The organism is Methylobacterium soli (genome assembly GCF_008806385.1).
Classification (GTDB): domain Bacteria; phylum Pseudomonadota; class Alphaproteobacteria; order Rhizobiales; family Beijerinckiaceae; genus Methylobacterium; species Methylobacterium soli.
This window is the reverse complement of the sequence record NZ_VZZK01000011.1, coordinates 1-13357: the sequence shown is the minus strand read 5'-3', so window position 1 is coordinate 13357 and position 13357 is coordinate 1. Positions and strand designations below refer to the sequence as shown.

Annotated in this window: 12 protein-coding genes and 1 tRNA gene; 8 read left to right on the top strand and 5 right to left on the bottom strand. The window is 65.7% G+C overall.

Annotated elements, in window-relative coordinates:
* Positions 1 to 27 precede the first annotated feature (27 nt).
* From F6X53_RS12505 to F6X53_RS12485, 5 genes are all read left to right on the top strand, one after another.
* Entirely contained in the window at positions 28 to 333 is a 306-nt protein-coding gene (locus F6X53_RS12505) for a hypothetical protein (RefSeq protein WP_151000364.1), read from the top strand.
* 193 nt (positions 334 to 526) lie between these two features.
* Entirely contained in the window at positions 527 to 997 is a 471-nt protein-coding gene (locus tag F6X53_RS12500) for a formate dehydrogenase subunit gamma (protein WP_151000363.1), read from the top strand.
* Positions 994 to 2553: a formate dehydrogenase beta subunit gene (locus tag F6X53_RS12495; RefSeq protein ID WP_151000362.1), complete on the top strand. Its 1560-nt coding sequence runs from the start codon at positions 994 to 996 to the stop codon at positions 2551 to 2553. The genes F6X53_RS12500 and F6X53_RS12495 overlap by 4 nt, the downstream gene beginning before the upstream one ends.
* Positions 2554 to 2563: 10 nt before the next feature.
* Positions 2564 to 5425 (top strand): formate dehydrogenase subunit alpha, encoded by a 2862-nt coding sequence (gene fdhF, locus F6X53_RS12490; protein ID WP_151000361.1) that lies wholly within the window; start codon positions 2564 to 2566, stop codon positions 5423 to 5425.
* A 4-nt stretch (positions 5426 to 5429) separates the two neighbouring features.
* The gene (locus F6X53_RS12485; protein ID WP_151000360.1) at positions 5430 to 5720 is read left to right on the top strand and encodes a formate dehydrogenase subunit delta; all 291 of its coding nucleotides are present in this window, start codon (positions 5430 to 5432) and stop codon (positions 5718 to 5720) included.
* A gap of 70 nt (positions 5721 to 5790) precedes the next feature.
* Here F6X53_RS12485 and F6X53_RS12480 read toward each other — a convergent pair whose 3' ends face one another.
* Positions 5791 to 6438, bottom strand: coding sequence for a DUF4142 domain-containing protein (locus F6X53_RS12480; RefSeq protein WP_151000359.1), 648 nt, complete (start codon positions 6436 to 6438; stop codon positions 5791 to 5793).
* Positions 6439 to 6782: 344 nt separating this feature from the next.
* On the bottom strand, positions 6783 to 7064 hold the full coding sequence (locus F6X53_RS12475) for a hypothetical protein (RefSeq protein ID WP_151000358.1): 282 nt from the start codon (positions 7062 to 7064) through the stop codon (positions 6783 to 6785).
* Positions 7065 to 7238: 174 nt separating this feature from the next.
* Between F6X53_RS12475 and F6X53_RS12470 the strand changes: the two genes are divergently transcribed.
* The 3 genes from F6X53_RS12470 (at position 7239) to F6X53_RS12460 (ending at position 10062) form a co-directional block, all read left to right on the top strand.
* Entirely contained in the window at positions 7239 to 7607 is a 369-nt protein-coding gene (locus F6X53_RS12470) for a hypothetical protein (RefSeq protein WP_238296060.1), read from the top strand.
* A 566-nt stretch (positions 7608 to 8173) separates the two neighbouring features.
* Positions 8174 to 9217 carry a DUF4214 domain-containing protein gene (locus F6X53_RS12465; RefSeq protein WP_151000357.1) on the top strand — a complete coding sequence of 348 codons (1044 nt, stop codon included), beginning with the start codon at positions 8174 to 8176 and terminating at the stop codon, positions 9215 to 9217.
* Positions 9218 to 9687: 470 nt separating this feature from the next.
* The gene (locus F6X53_RS12460; RefSeq protein ID WP_151000356.1) at positions 9688 to 10062 is read left to right on the top strand and encodes a hypothetical protein; all 375 of its coding nucleotides are present in this window, start codon (positions 9688 to 9690) and stop codon (positions 10060 to 10062) included.
* Positions 10063 to 10139: 77 nt separating this feature from the next.
* Here F6X53_RS12460 and F6X53_RS12455 read toward each other — a convergent pair whose 3' ends face one another.
* The 3 genes from F6X53_RS12455 to F6X53_RS12445 all read right to left on the bottom strand — a co-directional run bounded on the left by F6X53_RS12455 (position 10140) and on the right by F6X53_RS12445 (position 12852).
* Positions 10140 to 10820 carry a hypothetical protein gene (locus F6X53_RS12455; RefSeq protein ID WP_151000355.1) on the bottom strand — a complete coding sequence of 227 codons (681 nt, stop codon included), beginning with the start codon at positions 10818 to 10820 and terminating at the stop codon, positions 10140 to 10142.
* A gap of 306 nt (positions 10821 to 11126) precedes the next feature.
* Positions 11127 to 11199: transfer RNA gene (locus F6X53_RS12450), tRNA-OTHER, on the bottom strand.
* A gap of 393 nt (positions 11200 to 11592) precedes the next feature.
* Positions 11593 to 12852, bottom strand: coding sequence for a DUF4214 domain-containing protein (locus F6X53_RS12445; RefSeq protein WP_151000354.1), 1260 nt, complete (start codon positions 12850 to 12852; stop codon positions 11593 to 11595).
* Positions 12853 to 13357 lie beyond the last annotated feature (505 nt).

Here is a 13357-nt window from a genome sequence, read left to right as displayed (position 1 = left end):
ACACGGCGTCCCTGGAGGGGTTGATCGATGAACAGGCTTCTCACCACCGCATTGATGGCCGGCGGGCTCGCCCTCGCGGCGGCACCCGCCGCGCAGGCGCGCGACGGCATCGGCGCCGGCGGCGCAGCGGCGCTCGGCGTGCTCGGTGGTCTCGCGGTCGGAGGCGCCATCGCCTCCTCGCAGAACAGCTATTACCCGGGCCGCCCGGTCTACCGCGCCCCGCCGCCGGTCTATGTCGAGGAAGATGTCGGCCCGATCTGCCATGTCGAGCGCCGCCGCTACGTCGATCCCTACGGTGACGTGATCTTCCGGCGCATTCGCGTCTGCGAGTAAGCCGCACCCGCCCGACGCGTCGTCCCTCAGCCCCGAAGCCCCGGCTTCGGGGCTGACTGCGTTCCGGGATCAAGCAGGATCGTTCCTCCTCGACAGGCTTCCCCTGTCGTTCGACCGGACTGCTTGATTGAATACACCGGGTCCGCCTGTTCCAATCGGTCTTAGAACAAGACCAATCTGGGCAGGAAAATTCATGCCAAGCTACGAGCCTTGGAACGCGAGCCGCGCGGCCGGGATCGTGTCCGCGCACGCCCATCGCGAAGGCGCGACCCTGCCGATCCTGCACGCCTTGCAGGAGGCCTTCGGCTATGTCGACGGGGAGGCGGTGCCCCTGATCGCCGATGCGCTGAACCTGTCGCGCGCGGAGGTGCACGGCTGCATCAGCTTCTACCACGATTTTCGCGCCCACCCGGCCGGCCGCCACGCGGTGAAGCTCTGCCGTGCGGAAGCCTGCCAGGCGATGGGCTCGAACCGGCTTCACGGTGAGATCCTGTCGCGCTTCGGGGTGGCGTGGCACGGCACCAATGCGGACGGCGTCACGGTCGAGCCGGTCTACTGCCTCGGGCTCTGCGCCAACGGCCCGGCGGCCCTCGTGGACGGCGAGCCCGTCGCGCATCTGACGCTCGACGGCCTCGAAGCCGCCCTCGCGGAGGCCCGGGCATGAGCATCACGATCTATGTCCCGCGCGACGCGGTCGCCCTCGGCCTCGGCGCGAACCGCGTCGCCCGCGCCCTGTTCGCCGGGGCCGAGCGCCGCGGCCTCGACATCACCATCGTGCGCACCGGCTCGCGCGGCCTGTTCTGGCTCGAGCCGATGGTCGAGGTCGCAACCCCGGAGGGCCGGATCGCCTACGGTCCCGTCAAGCCCGGCGACGTCGACGCCCTGCTGGAGGCCGGATTGACGCGGGGCGCCGATCATCCGCTGCGCCTCGGCAAGCCGGAAGAGATCCCCTACCTCGCGCGCCAGCACCGCCTGACCTTCCATCGCTGCGGCGTGGTCGACCCGGTCTCGGTCGAGGATTACCGGGCGCATGGCGGCTATCGCGGGCTCGAAGCGGCGCTGAAGCGCGGCCCCGAGGGCATCGTGGCGGCGGTGCGGGAGTCGGGCCTGCGCGGGCGCGGCGGCGCCGGCTTCCCGGCGGGCATCAAGTGGAACACCGTGATGGTCGCGGAGGCCGACCGGAAATACGTGGTCTGCAACGCCGACGAGGGCGATTCCGGCACCTTCGCGGACCGGATGATGATGGAGGGCGATCCCTTCAACCTCATCGAGGGCATGACGATCGCCGGAATCGCCGTCGGGGCGACGCGCGGCTACATCTATCTGCGCTCGGAATACCCGCAAGCCTTCGAGACCCTGAAGGAGGCCATCGCCAACGGCCTGCGCGCGGGCGTGCTCGGCGAGAACCTGATGGGCTCCGGCAAGTCCTTCCATCTGGAGGTCCGCCTCGGAGCCGGCGCCTATATCTGCGGCGAGGAGACCTCGCTGCTGGAGAGCCTGGAGGGCAAGCGCGGCATCGTGCGGGCCAAGCCCCCGATCCCGGCCCTCAAGGGCTTCCTCGGCAAGCCGACGCTCGTCAACAACGTCATGACCTTCACGGCCGTGCCCTGGATCCTGGAGCACGGCGCTGAGGCCTACGCCGCCTACGGCCAGGGCCGCTCGCTTGGCACCCTGCCGATCCAGCTCGCCGGCAATGTCCGGCAGGGCGGCCTGATCGAGTACGCCTTCGGCATCACGCTGCGGGCCGTCATCGAGGAATTCGGCGGCGGCACCCGCTCGGGCCGGCCGGTCCGGGCCGTGCAGGTCGGCGGCCCGCTCGGCGCCTACTTCCCGGACCACCTCCTCGACACGCCCCTCGATTACGAGGCGATGGCGGCCGCCAAGGGCCTCGTCGGCCATGGCGGCATCGTGGTGTTCGACGACACCGTCGACATGGCCTCCCAGGCCCGCTTCGCCTTTGAGTTCTGCGCCACCGAATCCTGCGGCAAGTGCACCCCCTGCCGCATCGGCGCCACCCGCGGCGTCGAGACCATGGACAAGGTCATGGCGGGCATCCGCCCGGCCGAGAACCTGAAGCTCGTCGAGGATCTCTGCGAGATCATGACGGACGGCTCGCTCTGCGCCATGGGCGGCCTCACGCCGATGCCCGTGATGAGCGCGATCACGCATTTCGCGGATGATTTTACGCGCGGCGGCAGCATGCCGATCGCGGCGGAGTGAGGAGCGTTCCATGGGCCTCATCAAGGAAATCGACTACGGCACCCCGATCCGCGTCTCGGATCAGAGCGTCAGCCTGACGATCGACGGCGTGGCCGTGACCGTCCCGGCCGGCACCTCCGTGATGGCGGCCGCCATGAGCATGGGCACGCAGATCCCGAAGCTCTGCGCCACGGATTCGCTGGAGCCCTTCGGCTCCTGCCGGATGTGCCTCGTCGAGATCGAGGGACGGCGCGGCACGCCGGCCTCCTGCACGACACCGGCCGAGAACGGCATGGTGGTGTCCACCCTGACCGACAAGCTCGCCAGGCTCCGGAAGGGCGTGATGGAGCTCTACATCTCCGACCACCCCCTCGATTGCCTGACCTGCGCGGCAAACGGCGACTGCGAGCTGCAGGACACCGCGGGTCAAGTGGGCCTGCGCGAGGTGCGCTACGGCTATGACGGCGACAACCACGTCAAGCCGAGCGCGGAGAAGTACCTGCCCAAGGACGAGTCGAACCCCTACTTCACCTACGACCCGTCGAAATGCATCGTCTGCAACCGGTGCGTGCGTGCCTGCGAGGAAACGCAGGGGACCTTCGCGCTCACCATCGCGGGCCGCGGCTTCGACAGCCGCGTCGCGGCCGGGCCGACGAACTTCATGGATTCGGAATGCGTCTCCTGCGGCGCCTGCGTGCAGGCCTGCCCGACCGCGACGCTCCAGGAGAAATCCATCATCGAGATGGGCCAGCCGGAGCATGCGGCGGTGACGACCTGCGCCTATTGCGGCGTCGGCTGCGCCTTCAAGGCCGAGATGCAGGGCGACCGGGTCGTCCGCATGGTGCCCTACAAGGACGGCAAGGCCAATGAGGGCCATAGCTGCGTCAAGGGCCGCTTCGCCTACGGCTACGCCACCCACAAGGACCGCATCACCAAGCCGATGATCCGCGAGAAGATCACGGATCCGTGGCGCGAGGTGAGCTGGGAGGAGGCGATCCAGCGCGCAGCCTCCGAGTTCAAGCGCATCCAGGCGACCTACGGCAAGGATTCGGTGGGCGGCATCACCTCGTCGCGCTGCACCAACGAGGAGGCCTACCTCGTTCAGAAGCTCGTGCGCGCGGCCTTCGGCAACAACAATGTCGATACCTGCGCCCGCGTCTGCCACTCGCCGACCGGCTACGGCCTGATGTCGACGCTCGGCACCTCGGCCGGCACGCAGGACTTCAAGTCGGTCGACGAATCCGACGTGATCCTGGTCATCGGCGCGAACCCGACGGACGGCCACCCGGTCTTCGGCTCGCGCATGAAGAAGCGCCTGCGCGCCGGCGCCAGACTCATCGTGGCGGACCCGCGCCGGATCGACCTCGTCAAGTCGCCCCATATCAAGGCCGACTATCACCTGCCCCTGAAGCCGGGCTCCAACGTCGCCTTCATCAACGCCTTCGCGCATGTCATCGTGACGGAAGGGCTCGTCGACGAGGCCTACGTGCGCGAGCGCTGCGACCTCGGCGATTTCGAATCCTGGGCTCGGTTCATCGCGGATGAGCGTCACTCACCCGAGGCGACGGAAGCCTATACGGGCGTGAACGCCGCGGACCTGCGCGAAGCGGCCCGCCTCTACGCCACCGGGGGCAACGCCGCGATCTTCTACGGCCTCGGCGTCACCGAGCACAGCCAGGGCTCCACCATGGTGATGGGCATGGCCAACATCGCCATGGCCACCGGCAATATCGGCAAGGTCGGGGCCGGCGTGAACCCGTTGCGCGGCCAGAACAACGTCCAGGGCTCCTGCGACATGGGCTCGTTCCCGCACGAGCTCACCGGCTACCGCCACGTCTCGGACGACGCCACCCGCGAGAGCTTCGAGGCCCTGTGGGGCGCCAAGCTCGACGCGGCGCCGGGCCTGCGCATCACCAACATGCTGGATGAGGCCGTCGAGGGCTCGTTCAAGGGGATGTATATCCAGGGCGAGGACATCGCCCAGTCCGACCCCGACACCCACCACGTCACCGCCGGCCTCACCGCGATGGAGTGCATCGTGGTCCAGGACCTGTTCCTGAACGAGACCGCGAAATACGCCCACGTCTTCCTGCCGGGCGCTTCCTTCCTCGAGAAGGACGGCACCTTCACCAATGCCGAGCGGCGCATCTCCCGCGTCCGCAAGGTGATGCCGCCCATGGGCGGGTACGGCGACTGGGAGGGCACGATCCTGCTCGCCAACGCCCTCGGTTATCCGATGCGCTACGGCCACCCGTCCGAGATCATGGCGGAGATCGCGAGCCTGACCCCGAGCTTCGCCGGTGTCTCCTATGAGACGCTCGAGGCGCTGGGCTCGATCCAGTGGCCCTGCAACGAGAAGGCGCCGCTCGGCACCCCGATGATGCATGTCGACCGCTTCGTGCGCGGCCTCGGCAAGTTCATGATCACCGAATACGTCGCCACCGAGGAGCGCACCGGCCCGCGCTTCCCCCTCATCCTCACGACGGGGCGCATCCTGTCCCAGTACAATGTCGGCGCGCAGACCCGGCGCACCGAGAACTCGCGCTGGCACGAGGAGGACGTGCTGGAGATCCATCTCTTCGACGCCGAGACGCGGGGCATCGTCGACGGCGACCTCGTGGCGTTGGAGAGCCGCTCGGGCGACATCGCCCTGAAGGCGCGGGTCAGCGAGCGGATGCAGCCGGGGGTGGTCTACACCACGTTCCACCACGCCAAGACCGGTGCCAACGTGATCACGACCGATTACTCCGACTGGGCCACGAACTGTCCCGAATACAAAGTCACGGCGGTGCAGGTCCGGCGCACGAACCGGCCCTCCGACTGGCAGGCGCGCTTCTTTGAGGAGGATTTCTCGCTGACGCGCATCGCCCAGACTCTCGACGCGGCGGAGTAAGCCGATGAGTGCGACCTCGAACGTCGACAAGCTGGTCCGGATGGCGAACCAGATCGCCACCTTCTTCCGCTCCTACCCTGACGAGGAGGCGGTGGCGGGCATCCACAAGCACATCGTGGCCTTCTGGACCCCGAAGATGCGGGCCACCCTGGAGCGCCACGCCGCGAGCGCCGGAGATGGCCTCGACGCTCTGGTGCGGCGGGCCCTGGAGGGTGAGCCCCGGGCCGAGAGCCCGGTACGGGCCGCGACCCGCAACCCGCAGCTTCTCGGCGCCGGCGCCAGCGACGCCGGCTGAGCGCCCAGGGGACGGCGAGCGCCCCTCGCGGCTCAGGGGCCCGCTCTCCGATTCGGGCGCGCCCGACCGCTCAGCCCGCCGCGGCCTGCATCCGCGAGAGCTGCGCGATATGCAGGTGGATCAGCGGCAGCGCGCCGCGCGCGATGCGGCGCAAGCCCGGATCCTCGCCGCTCTCCGCGTAGGAGCCGTGGATCGCGAGCGCCTCGCGGTGGCCCTGGAGCGACGCGTTCACGAAGGTGGCGTCGTATTGCGGCCCCGGCTGCATGCCCGAGAGCTGGGCCAGGATCTGCGCCTTCTGCTGGTCCGTGGTCATGCCGCCCCCCTGCGGCACTCCGAGGGCGCCCCCGACCGTGGCACCCGCCACCCCGCCCGCCACCGCCAGGGGCGCGGCGACGAGGCCGCCCACGAGGCCGCCCGGACCCGAAGGCGTGCCGGGTGCGCCCGGCGCCGCGCCGCCCGTGTAGGAATCGATCTTGTTGGCGAGGCCGACCTGCTCGACCACCTCGGCCCGCGAGAATTTCCGGATTCGCGGATTGCCGGACTTGGCATTCGCATCGCGGGCCGTGTTCTCGAGGAACAACCCGCCCTTGGTCGCCATGTTGAGATAGACCGGCGTCGGAAGCGCGCCCGCCGGGGTCGGCTGGGCGATGGCAGTCCGCGTCACGGCAAGCGCCGCGGTGGCCGTCAGCATGGTGGCGAGAAACGCACGGCGATGCATTCGAGGTCTCCAGGTTCCAAGAGATTGCACCTGGGCCGCGCATCCGGCCCGGTGGTTGAGCCGAAACCGAGGAAAACAACTTATGTTCCTAATTTAACATAGGATACACTTGATAGTTGTAATAATAGGGCCCGAAGGGCCGTTTCCGTCGGCGGATCGATTGGCGGGCGCGGTGAGGGCCCTCCCCATATCCGTCTTCGTCCGCACGACCGTGGCCCCCTGGCACAGACCGGAGGGCCGCCCGGCGACAGGGTCTCGAGCGGAGACGCGACGGCAAGGCCGGCAACCGGCCCACCGACGGGATGTTGCGAGCCACTGCGCGCCATCCCGGGCGAGACATGGCTCTACTCGTCGCCCGTCGGCTTCTGCAGCGAGACGCACGTCTTCACCATCTCCTGCAAGGTCAGAACGCCCGTATCGCCGATATTGGCCGTCTCCTCCAGGCATCGCAGGAAGTATTCCCGATCGAGGCCGGGCGCGAGCGCCACGAAGGCCTTGCCCATGCGATTGCTGAAATCGACCTTGTCCGTCGCGCTCGCGCGCGGCCAGAGGGAGGCGCGATCGTCGAGTTTCAGGCGATCGGCCCTGGCGGCGAGCGTGACATTTGAGAATAATAATAATGACATGACAAATATCCGGACCATGAATACCTCCCCGCATCCATTTACACGTATCGCCGGATAGCATAGGCCGCAAGGATTGAAACAGTCGGCCGAAGGATAGCCTGAGGAAGGGCGGCAATGCCGCCCGGTGCTCACGGCGCGATGGTCGGTCGGTCGGCCCAGGAGTGACGCGCGTTGATGAAGCTGTCGGGACCCGCCCTGCTGACGATCGCCGCGCTCGCCGCCTGCCCCGCGCTGGCGGCAGGCCCGGAGGGAAGCGGGGCCGCCGCCGCGGGGGATCCGCGCATCCAGGCGGCGAAGCTCGCCGGACTCGTCGGCTTCGTCAACATGGCCTGCCCGGACCTGCGGAGCGATCCGGCGCGGATCAAGGCCGCGATCGAAGCCATGGGGGTCCGTCTCGAGGAACTGGAGCAGGGCGAGTTGCTGTTGCGCGCCCGGTCCTACGTGGAGGCCTATCGCGGACAGGCACCGCAGAGCTGCAAGAAGGCGGTCGAGCTGTTCGGGCAGGACGGCAAAGTCCTGCCGGACATCATCGTCCGAAAGTAGCTCTCCGCCCGCGCCGGAGGCGGTCAGGGATCGGCGGCAGGGCCGAGGATGCGCGAAGCCGCGCTCAACCCCGCGGCCGCCTCACGCGCCGCGACCGCATCGCCCGCGGCGGCTCCGTCCGCGCGTCGCGCGCGCCCGCGGATGCCCGCGCTCAGGCCGCGCGCTCCTTCGCACTCGAGCCCCATCATGAGAGGACAGGGCACAGATCAACTCATAAATTAGCATACTTTGTTTTTGTCGAGTCCTAGACGTTGGCCATGGCGAATAAGGATTACTCGTCCGAAACTTCGCATGAGTTTGCGCAAGATCGAGTTGACCTCTGCTTTTTCATCGAAACATTACGTCTGGGGGCGTGAACCCATCAGGGAAAGACCGCCATGACTCTCCGACACACAGGTCCAATCCACGACGATGACGACCTGTCTCCCGCGCACTGGGAAACAAGCGGTCGCGGGCACCATCACGCTCCGGATGACGCGCCATCATCCGGCGGCGGCACCCACAACTCCCATCACGGGCATTCCCACACCTCCGGTCACGGGCATTCAGGGATGCCGGGCGGGGGAATGACACCGCCCGGCACAGAGCCGTCCGGAGGCACGGATCCATCCGGCGGAACGGGTTCGTCCGGTGGCACCGACGGCTCGGGCGGGACAGGCTCATCCGGCGGCGGAACCACGGGCTCCGGCGGCACGGATACGGCGGGTGGCGGCGGGACCGACACGGATGGGTCCGGCGGCACGGACACGGCCGGCGGTGGCGGGACCGACACGGATGGGTCCGGCGGCACCGACACGGCGGGCGGTGGTGCCGGCGGAGGCGGGGGGTCAGGCCCCGACCCGGACAATGCCCTCTGGTTCGGCTCCTACACGCACTACGTCAACAGCACGGGCGGACAGGTCTACGCGCTGTATGAAGGCCTTCTCGACCGCGCCCCCGATCCGCTCAGCGAAGGTTGGCACACGCTCCTCGACCAGGGCACGAGCCTCAGCGCCGTCACCGAAGCCATCCTGAACTCACCGGAGGGCCAAGCGCTCTTCAACGCCACCAGCAATGCCGGCTTCGTCGAGCAGCTCTACCAAACCGTGCTGGACCGGGCCGGCGACGCGGCCGGTGCTCAGTTCTGGACATCGCTCCTCGACGGCGGCTCCTCGCGAGCCACCGTGGCGGATGGCTTCGTCTTCTCGACCGAGCATTTCGCGCAGCTGCAGCCGGCTTTCGAACAGGCCATCTTCGTGCCCGACCCGGGCAATTCCGACGTCGCGCGCCTGTATTACGGGCTGCTTGACCGGGCTCCTGACACGTCCGGCTTGCAAGGCTGGTACGCCCAGGCTCATGCGGGAACCTCGTTCTCGCCGATTGCCCAGGGCATCCTGGCCTCGCCCGAATATGCGGCCTTGCATCCGACCGCACTGACCGACGCGCAATATGTCGAGACGCTCTACGAGGGCGCGCTCGGACGCTCGGTCGATCCGGTGGGCGCGCAGTTCTGGAGCAACGCGCTCACCTCCGGTCAGACGCGCGCCGATGTTGCGGTCGCCATCTCCGACAGCCCGGAGGCAAACCAGCACCTGAGCTCCGTCATCGAATCGGGGTGGGTTCTCACCTAGCGGACATTCCGCGAGCGCGAACCGCGGCGCTCGACAACACGGGTCCCCGCGCGCCATGAGGCCGCGGGGGCCGAGGCCTGCGCGGCTCGCGCTCCGAAGGCCCGGCGCAGCGAGACCGGGTCAGGGCGTGCCAGCAGAGCCGAGATCGGATCGAGGGTCCTGACGACCGGATTCTCGATCCGGCAACAGACCCGCGCGTGCACGCATTCTGAGCCCCGATCGCGCGGCCATGCCGCGCGGTCGAGCCTCTGGCTCTGCGCTTTGTTGGGAGTGCGGCCCCGCAGGATTGTGAGAGGAAGAGCATGCGAGGCCGCGTCGGGTCAGGATGCCGACACTGCCAATCTGTGCTCGTGACGCGAGGCGGTCACTCACCTGGATCAGGTGCGCATCGCACGAAAACGCCCGGGCCGATGAACCAGGCGGGCTGACATCGACCCTGCCGGCAGAGGGACGCCCGGCGGAGCCTGACGATGACGAAGAGAGTGCATGCAACCCAGGCTGAGGTCGACGCGGCTATGATCGCCTTCAGGGCCGACGAGCGCTCGCGCGGGCTTGATCCGGCGAGCGAGGGCTTCGTGCTGAGCCTGTTGCGGGCGCAGATCGAGCGCGAGAAGACCGGCCTGTTGGCGGCTGCCCCCGCACCTCGCGGGACGATTGCCCCCGGCGTGCGGTCTGCTCAGCCTATCGCGAAGCCCGCCCCGCGCCCAATGCCTGTGAAGCCGGTCACCCCGTCGCCCTCGGCGGCTGTGCTCGCCGAGCGGGCGCGGGCTCAGAAGATCATCGCCATGACGCCGAAGGGGGCCGAGGCCGAGTGTCAGGCGGCCCTACGCTCGGGCGATCCTTGACGCGAGGCGAGCGGCTCGGGGCCGGTAACAGCAACGGTCTCGCTAGGAGGTCGTTGGCCGGTGTTAGGCAACCTGTCTTATCCGAAGAGGCTTGCTGCCTTCACGATCAGGTCGGCGATCGCCTTCGAAGCCGCTACTGCGCCAATGTTGCCTGCAAAGCCCTGAAGTTGCTTCAGCTTTCGGTTAATCCGGCTCGCGTCCGGCGGCGACTTCGCGATTTGAGTAAGCGCTTCATCGGTCAGACCGCTTAGTTTCGACTTGTGATTCTCTGGTAGCCCTCGAAACTCATCGCTTCTTGCTATGTCCTGCAAGGCGCGGGTGATTTCGGCACGCTTCTCGTCGAAGGTGAGCGACTGGTTAATTGAAACGGGCGAGTCGGTGAAAATGCTGTTTTGAATGTTTACCACGTTCTGGGGTAATCGCTTCATAAGTTGGCTCCCGACGATTCCGTTTCCGAAGTCGAACATCAATGCGTTCGTCTGAGCGGTCAGGCGGTCTCGCAGTTTCGACCGGCAAGTCGCCTTCCATTTCGACTGGCCGAATGCCGCCGCCGCCGCATCGTCGCTGGCGCGGCGCCCAAGGATTTCGTCCCGTAGCCCCTCGGCAAATGCCAGGAGTAGTGCTGTCTTACTCTCAGCCAGGGCATCGAGAGCGTGCCAGAGGTAAGCAGCGGCACCGCGCACTTCGGCGATGAAGATGCGCTCCGCGTCCTCGTTGAGGGTGAGTTGAAGCCGACTGTTCCCGAGCGCGCCCAGCATGGCCGCTTCTGACTTGCGGGCGCTCGTCGCCTTAAGAACCGATCTCAATGCCTCGGCGCGCTTGGTTTTAGCCGGGCCGCAAGCGCGCTATCGTCAACCGACTTCGTAGGTTGACCGCCTTCCTTTAGGGAGCGTCAGCATAGCTGAATCATGCCTCCCCGTGGACAGACAGGCGGATAAGGCTCTGCAATGAGAAACGGGGCAGTGGTCGCAGTTCATGTCCCCGGCGCGTCCCCGACCTAATCGCAGGGAAACAGCGTTGAGTCACATGAATGCCGAAAAGGCAGCGCACGCAGGGAGTTAGAATGGTGCCCAGGGACGGAGTCGAACCGCCGACACTGCGATTTTCAGGAGCAGTGTATTTGCTGGTTCTTCAGGCACTTATAGGTCGGCAGCCTCGTCTAACCGTTCACTGAAATCATTCAGCTTTCCAGCGATTTGTCTAACCCCTTTGCGGCCGCTTTACCGTCCGCTGCCACAGGCGCGGACCGCAGCGCTGGCGCGCCCCAATCGCGCCCGATGGCGGACAAAAAGCGAAGGCGACCGCCCGGAAGCTGCCGCCCTAAATCTCGTCGCCAAGGGGTGTGTGCTGAAGCGCAGTGACCGTTTCCCGGGGCTCACGCCTCGATCATAGGCCCGAGGGCAGCGGGCAGCAACGAGGCCGCCCGGAGGCATCCACTTATCGAGGGTATTCAAGGCCGACAGAGGTATGGGCCAGAAATTGCGCCATACGCCTTACAGCCTTGAACATGGGCCGTCTCAATAACGGTGATTAGGCTAAGTGCCAACCCAACTCGATCTGACCGACGTGGACGGTATGCGCCTCAGCGCTGTCCGAGAGCTGTACCGCGAGATCAGCCCGCGAGGTGCCACTGTCAAGGCGCGCCGTCCAAAACTGCAGGCCGTCCGCATCAGCATGCCGACCTAATGCGTTTTCGTAGAGCGCGTCCACATAAGAGCTGTTGGCAAGGGAACCGTACTTCGCTTGGCTCTCCGATGTGGCGAGGAAACCCTGAGCGAGGCTGCTGAGCGCGCCGCCCTGCTCAAGCTGATCAGTCCAGAACTCTAGGCCACCCGCATCCGGTGCTCGATCAAGCATGGTATAATACAGACGTGCCACATCGGCAGCCTGCGCGTCCGGCACGAACAGGCCCGCGCCGAACACCGGCTGTAAATTACTCAAATGCTCTTCGGAAAATATGAAACCGTTCGCCACATCGATTCGCGCAGCATTGTTATTGAGCTGCTCGGTCCAAAAGGAGAGACCCGCGCTGTCGGCGTCACGATGCAAAGTGGCTTGGTAGAGCTGCTGTACGAAGGCCGAGTTATCGAGCGCGCCAGCACGTGCTTGACCCTCCGCTGAAAACAGAAACTGCTGGCCCACATCGCGCACGGAGGTGCCGTGCTCGAGCTTATCAGCCCAGTACTCTAACCCGAGTGAATCCGGCCCGCGCCCGAGCAGCCCATCGTATAGCGCAAAGACTTGACCGCCAAAACTGTGCACGTCAGTCGTAATTGACCCAAAGTAAGCTTGATTTTGCAGATTTGGAGAATTTTCGTCAGGCGTAAGCGTGTATTTATAAATGGAGTAATCGGTGGGTAAAAACGCGTTGTCATTGACATCTATTTTGAGGTCAAAGCCGGTGGTCACATCTCCGAGCTGCGATGTGGAAACCGAGAACTCGACAATCTTCCCGTCAGCGCTAAAGACTGCAGGCAGGGGGCCTGCCAGGAAAGCTCCGAAATCAGTTCCGCTGTATAAATAAGGCTTTCCGTCTGCTGCAAAATTGATGAAGTACTCCGCTCCAGTGGCTGAGCCATCGTAGGCTTGACCGCCTGTCGTGTCAGTATGATCGGTGTTCAACCAAAAGGTTGTATTTGGTCCGATAGCGATAGGTGATTGAAGCCCGAAGATGTAGTTATCACCTTGCAAGGTGCCATATAGTGCGTAATTTTCAACGCCAGTTCCAGACGTATCTAGACGCTGTGTCGCTTGCCAGTCTGCGAGAGATCCATCAACTACGATAGGCATTGGAACCACTCCACGCGAATCGATCTCTGCGCGCAAGGCCAAGGCGAACTCTAACCTATAAGGTCGACACTTTCAGCCGATCTGACGCGAGCGCTTGTATGAAGCTATATGCCCGTTTTCACAAGCTAATGGGCCGTAACTTGTGATTATATTAACAGTAAACAGTATTAGCATATAGTCCGTTCGGTGTAGACATTATCACAAGGTTGGACACAACGATTTGCGTTTGTCGCGGCGGGAGCAGGGACGCCGGATAATTTAAGCGTTCCCCAAAGCCGTTCTTGCCCCGAGGCGAGATCGACGCAGACCCGATCGGCTCCAAAACGTCGCGCATCCGGCTGACCAACGGGCTTGAGCCGAAAGATACCGACGCAGCGTGAGTTGACGGTCGCGTCGCAGAGGTCATTCGAGAATACATACCCGAGCCCGTTCAGACGCTTAGCAGGGTGTTGAAGAAGTCCGTGGCGTGGCCGAGCTGGGCGTGATTCACTCCTTCCCGGAAGCG

Bases quoted from the DNA above. Each gene is read 5' to 3' on its own strand.
- F6X53_RS12505 (WP_151000364.1), top strand. From the start codon at position 28: ATGAACAGGCTTCTCACCACCGCATTGATGGCCGGCGGGCTCGCCCTC.
- F6X53_RS12500 (WP_151000363.1), top strand. From the start codon at position 527: ATGCCAAGCTACGAGCCTTGGAACGCGAGCCGCGCGGCCGGGATCGTG.
- F6X53_RS12495 (WP_151000362.1), top strand. From the start codon at position 994: ATGAGCATCACGATCTATGTCCCGCGCGACGCGGTCGCCCTCGGCCTC.
- fdhF (WP_151000361.1), top strand. From the start codon at position 2,564: ATGGGCCTCATCAAGGAAATCGACTACGGCACCCCGATCCGCGTCTCG.
- F6X53_RS12485 (WP_151000360.1), top strand. From the start codon at position 5,430: ATGAGTGCGACCTCGAACGTCGACAAGCTGGTCCGGATGGCGAACCAG.
- F6X53_RS12480 (WP_151000359.1), bottom strand. From the start codon at position 6,438: ATGCATCGCCGTGCGTTTCTCGCCACCATGCTGACGGCCACCGCGGCG.
- F6X53_RS12475 (WP_151000358.1), bottom strand. From the start codon at position 7,064: ATGTCATTATTATTATTCTCAAATGTCACGCTCGCCGCCAGGGCCGAT.
- F6X53_RS12470 (WP_238296060.1), top strand. From the start codon at position 7,239: ATGAAGCTGTCGGGACCCGCCCTGCTGACGATCGCCGCGCTCGCCGCC.
- F6X53_RS12465 (WP_151000357.1), top strand. From the start codon at position 8,174: ATGACACCGCCCGGCACAGAGCCGTCCGGAGGCACGGATCCATCCGGC.
- F6X53_RS12460 (WP_151000356.1), top strand. From the start codon at position 9,688: ATGACGAAGAGAGTGCATGCAACCCAGGCTGAGGTCGACGCGGCTATG.
- F6X53_RS12455 (WP_151000355.1), bottom strand. From the start codon at position 10,820: ATGCTGGGCGCGCTCGGGAACAGTCGGCTTCAACTCACCCTCAACGAG.
- F6X53_RS12445 (WP_151000354.1), bottom strand. From the start codon at position 12,852: ATGCCTATCGTAGTTGATGGATCTCTCGCAGACTGGCAAGCGACACAG.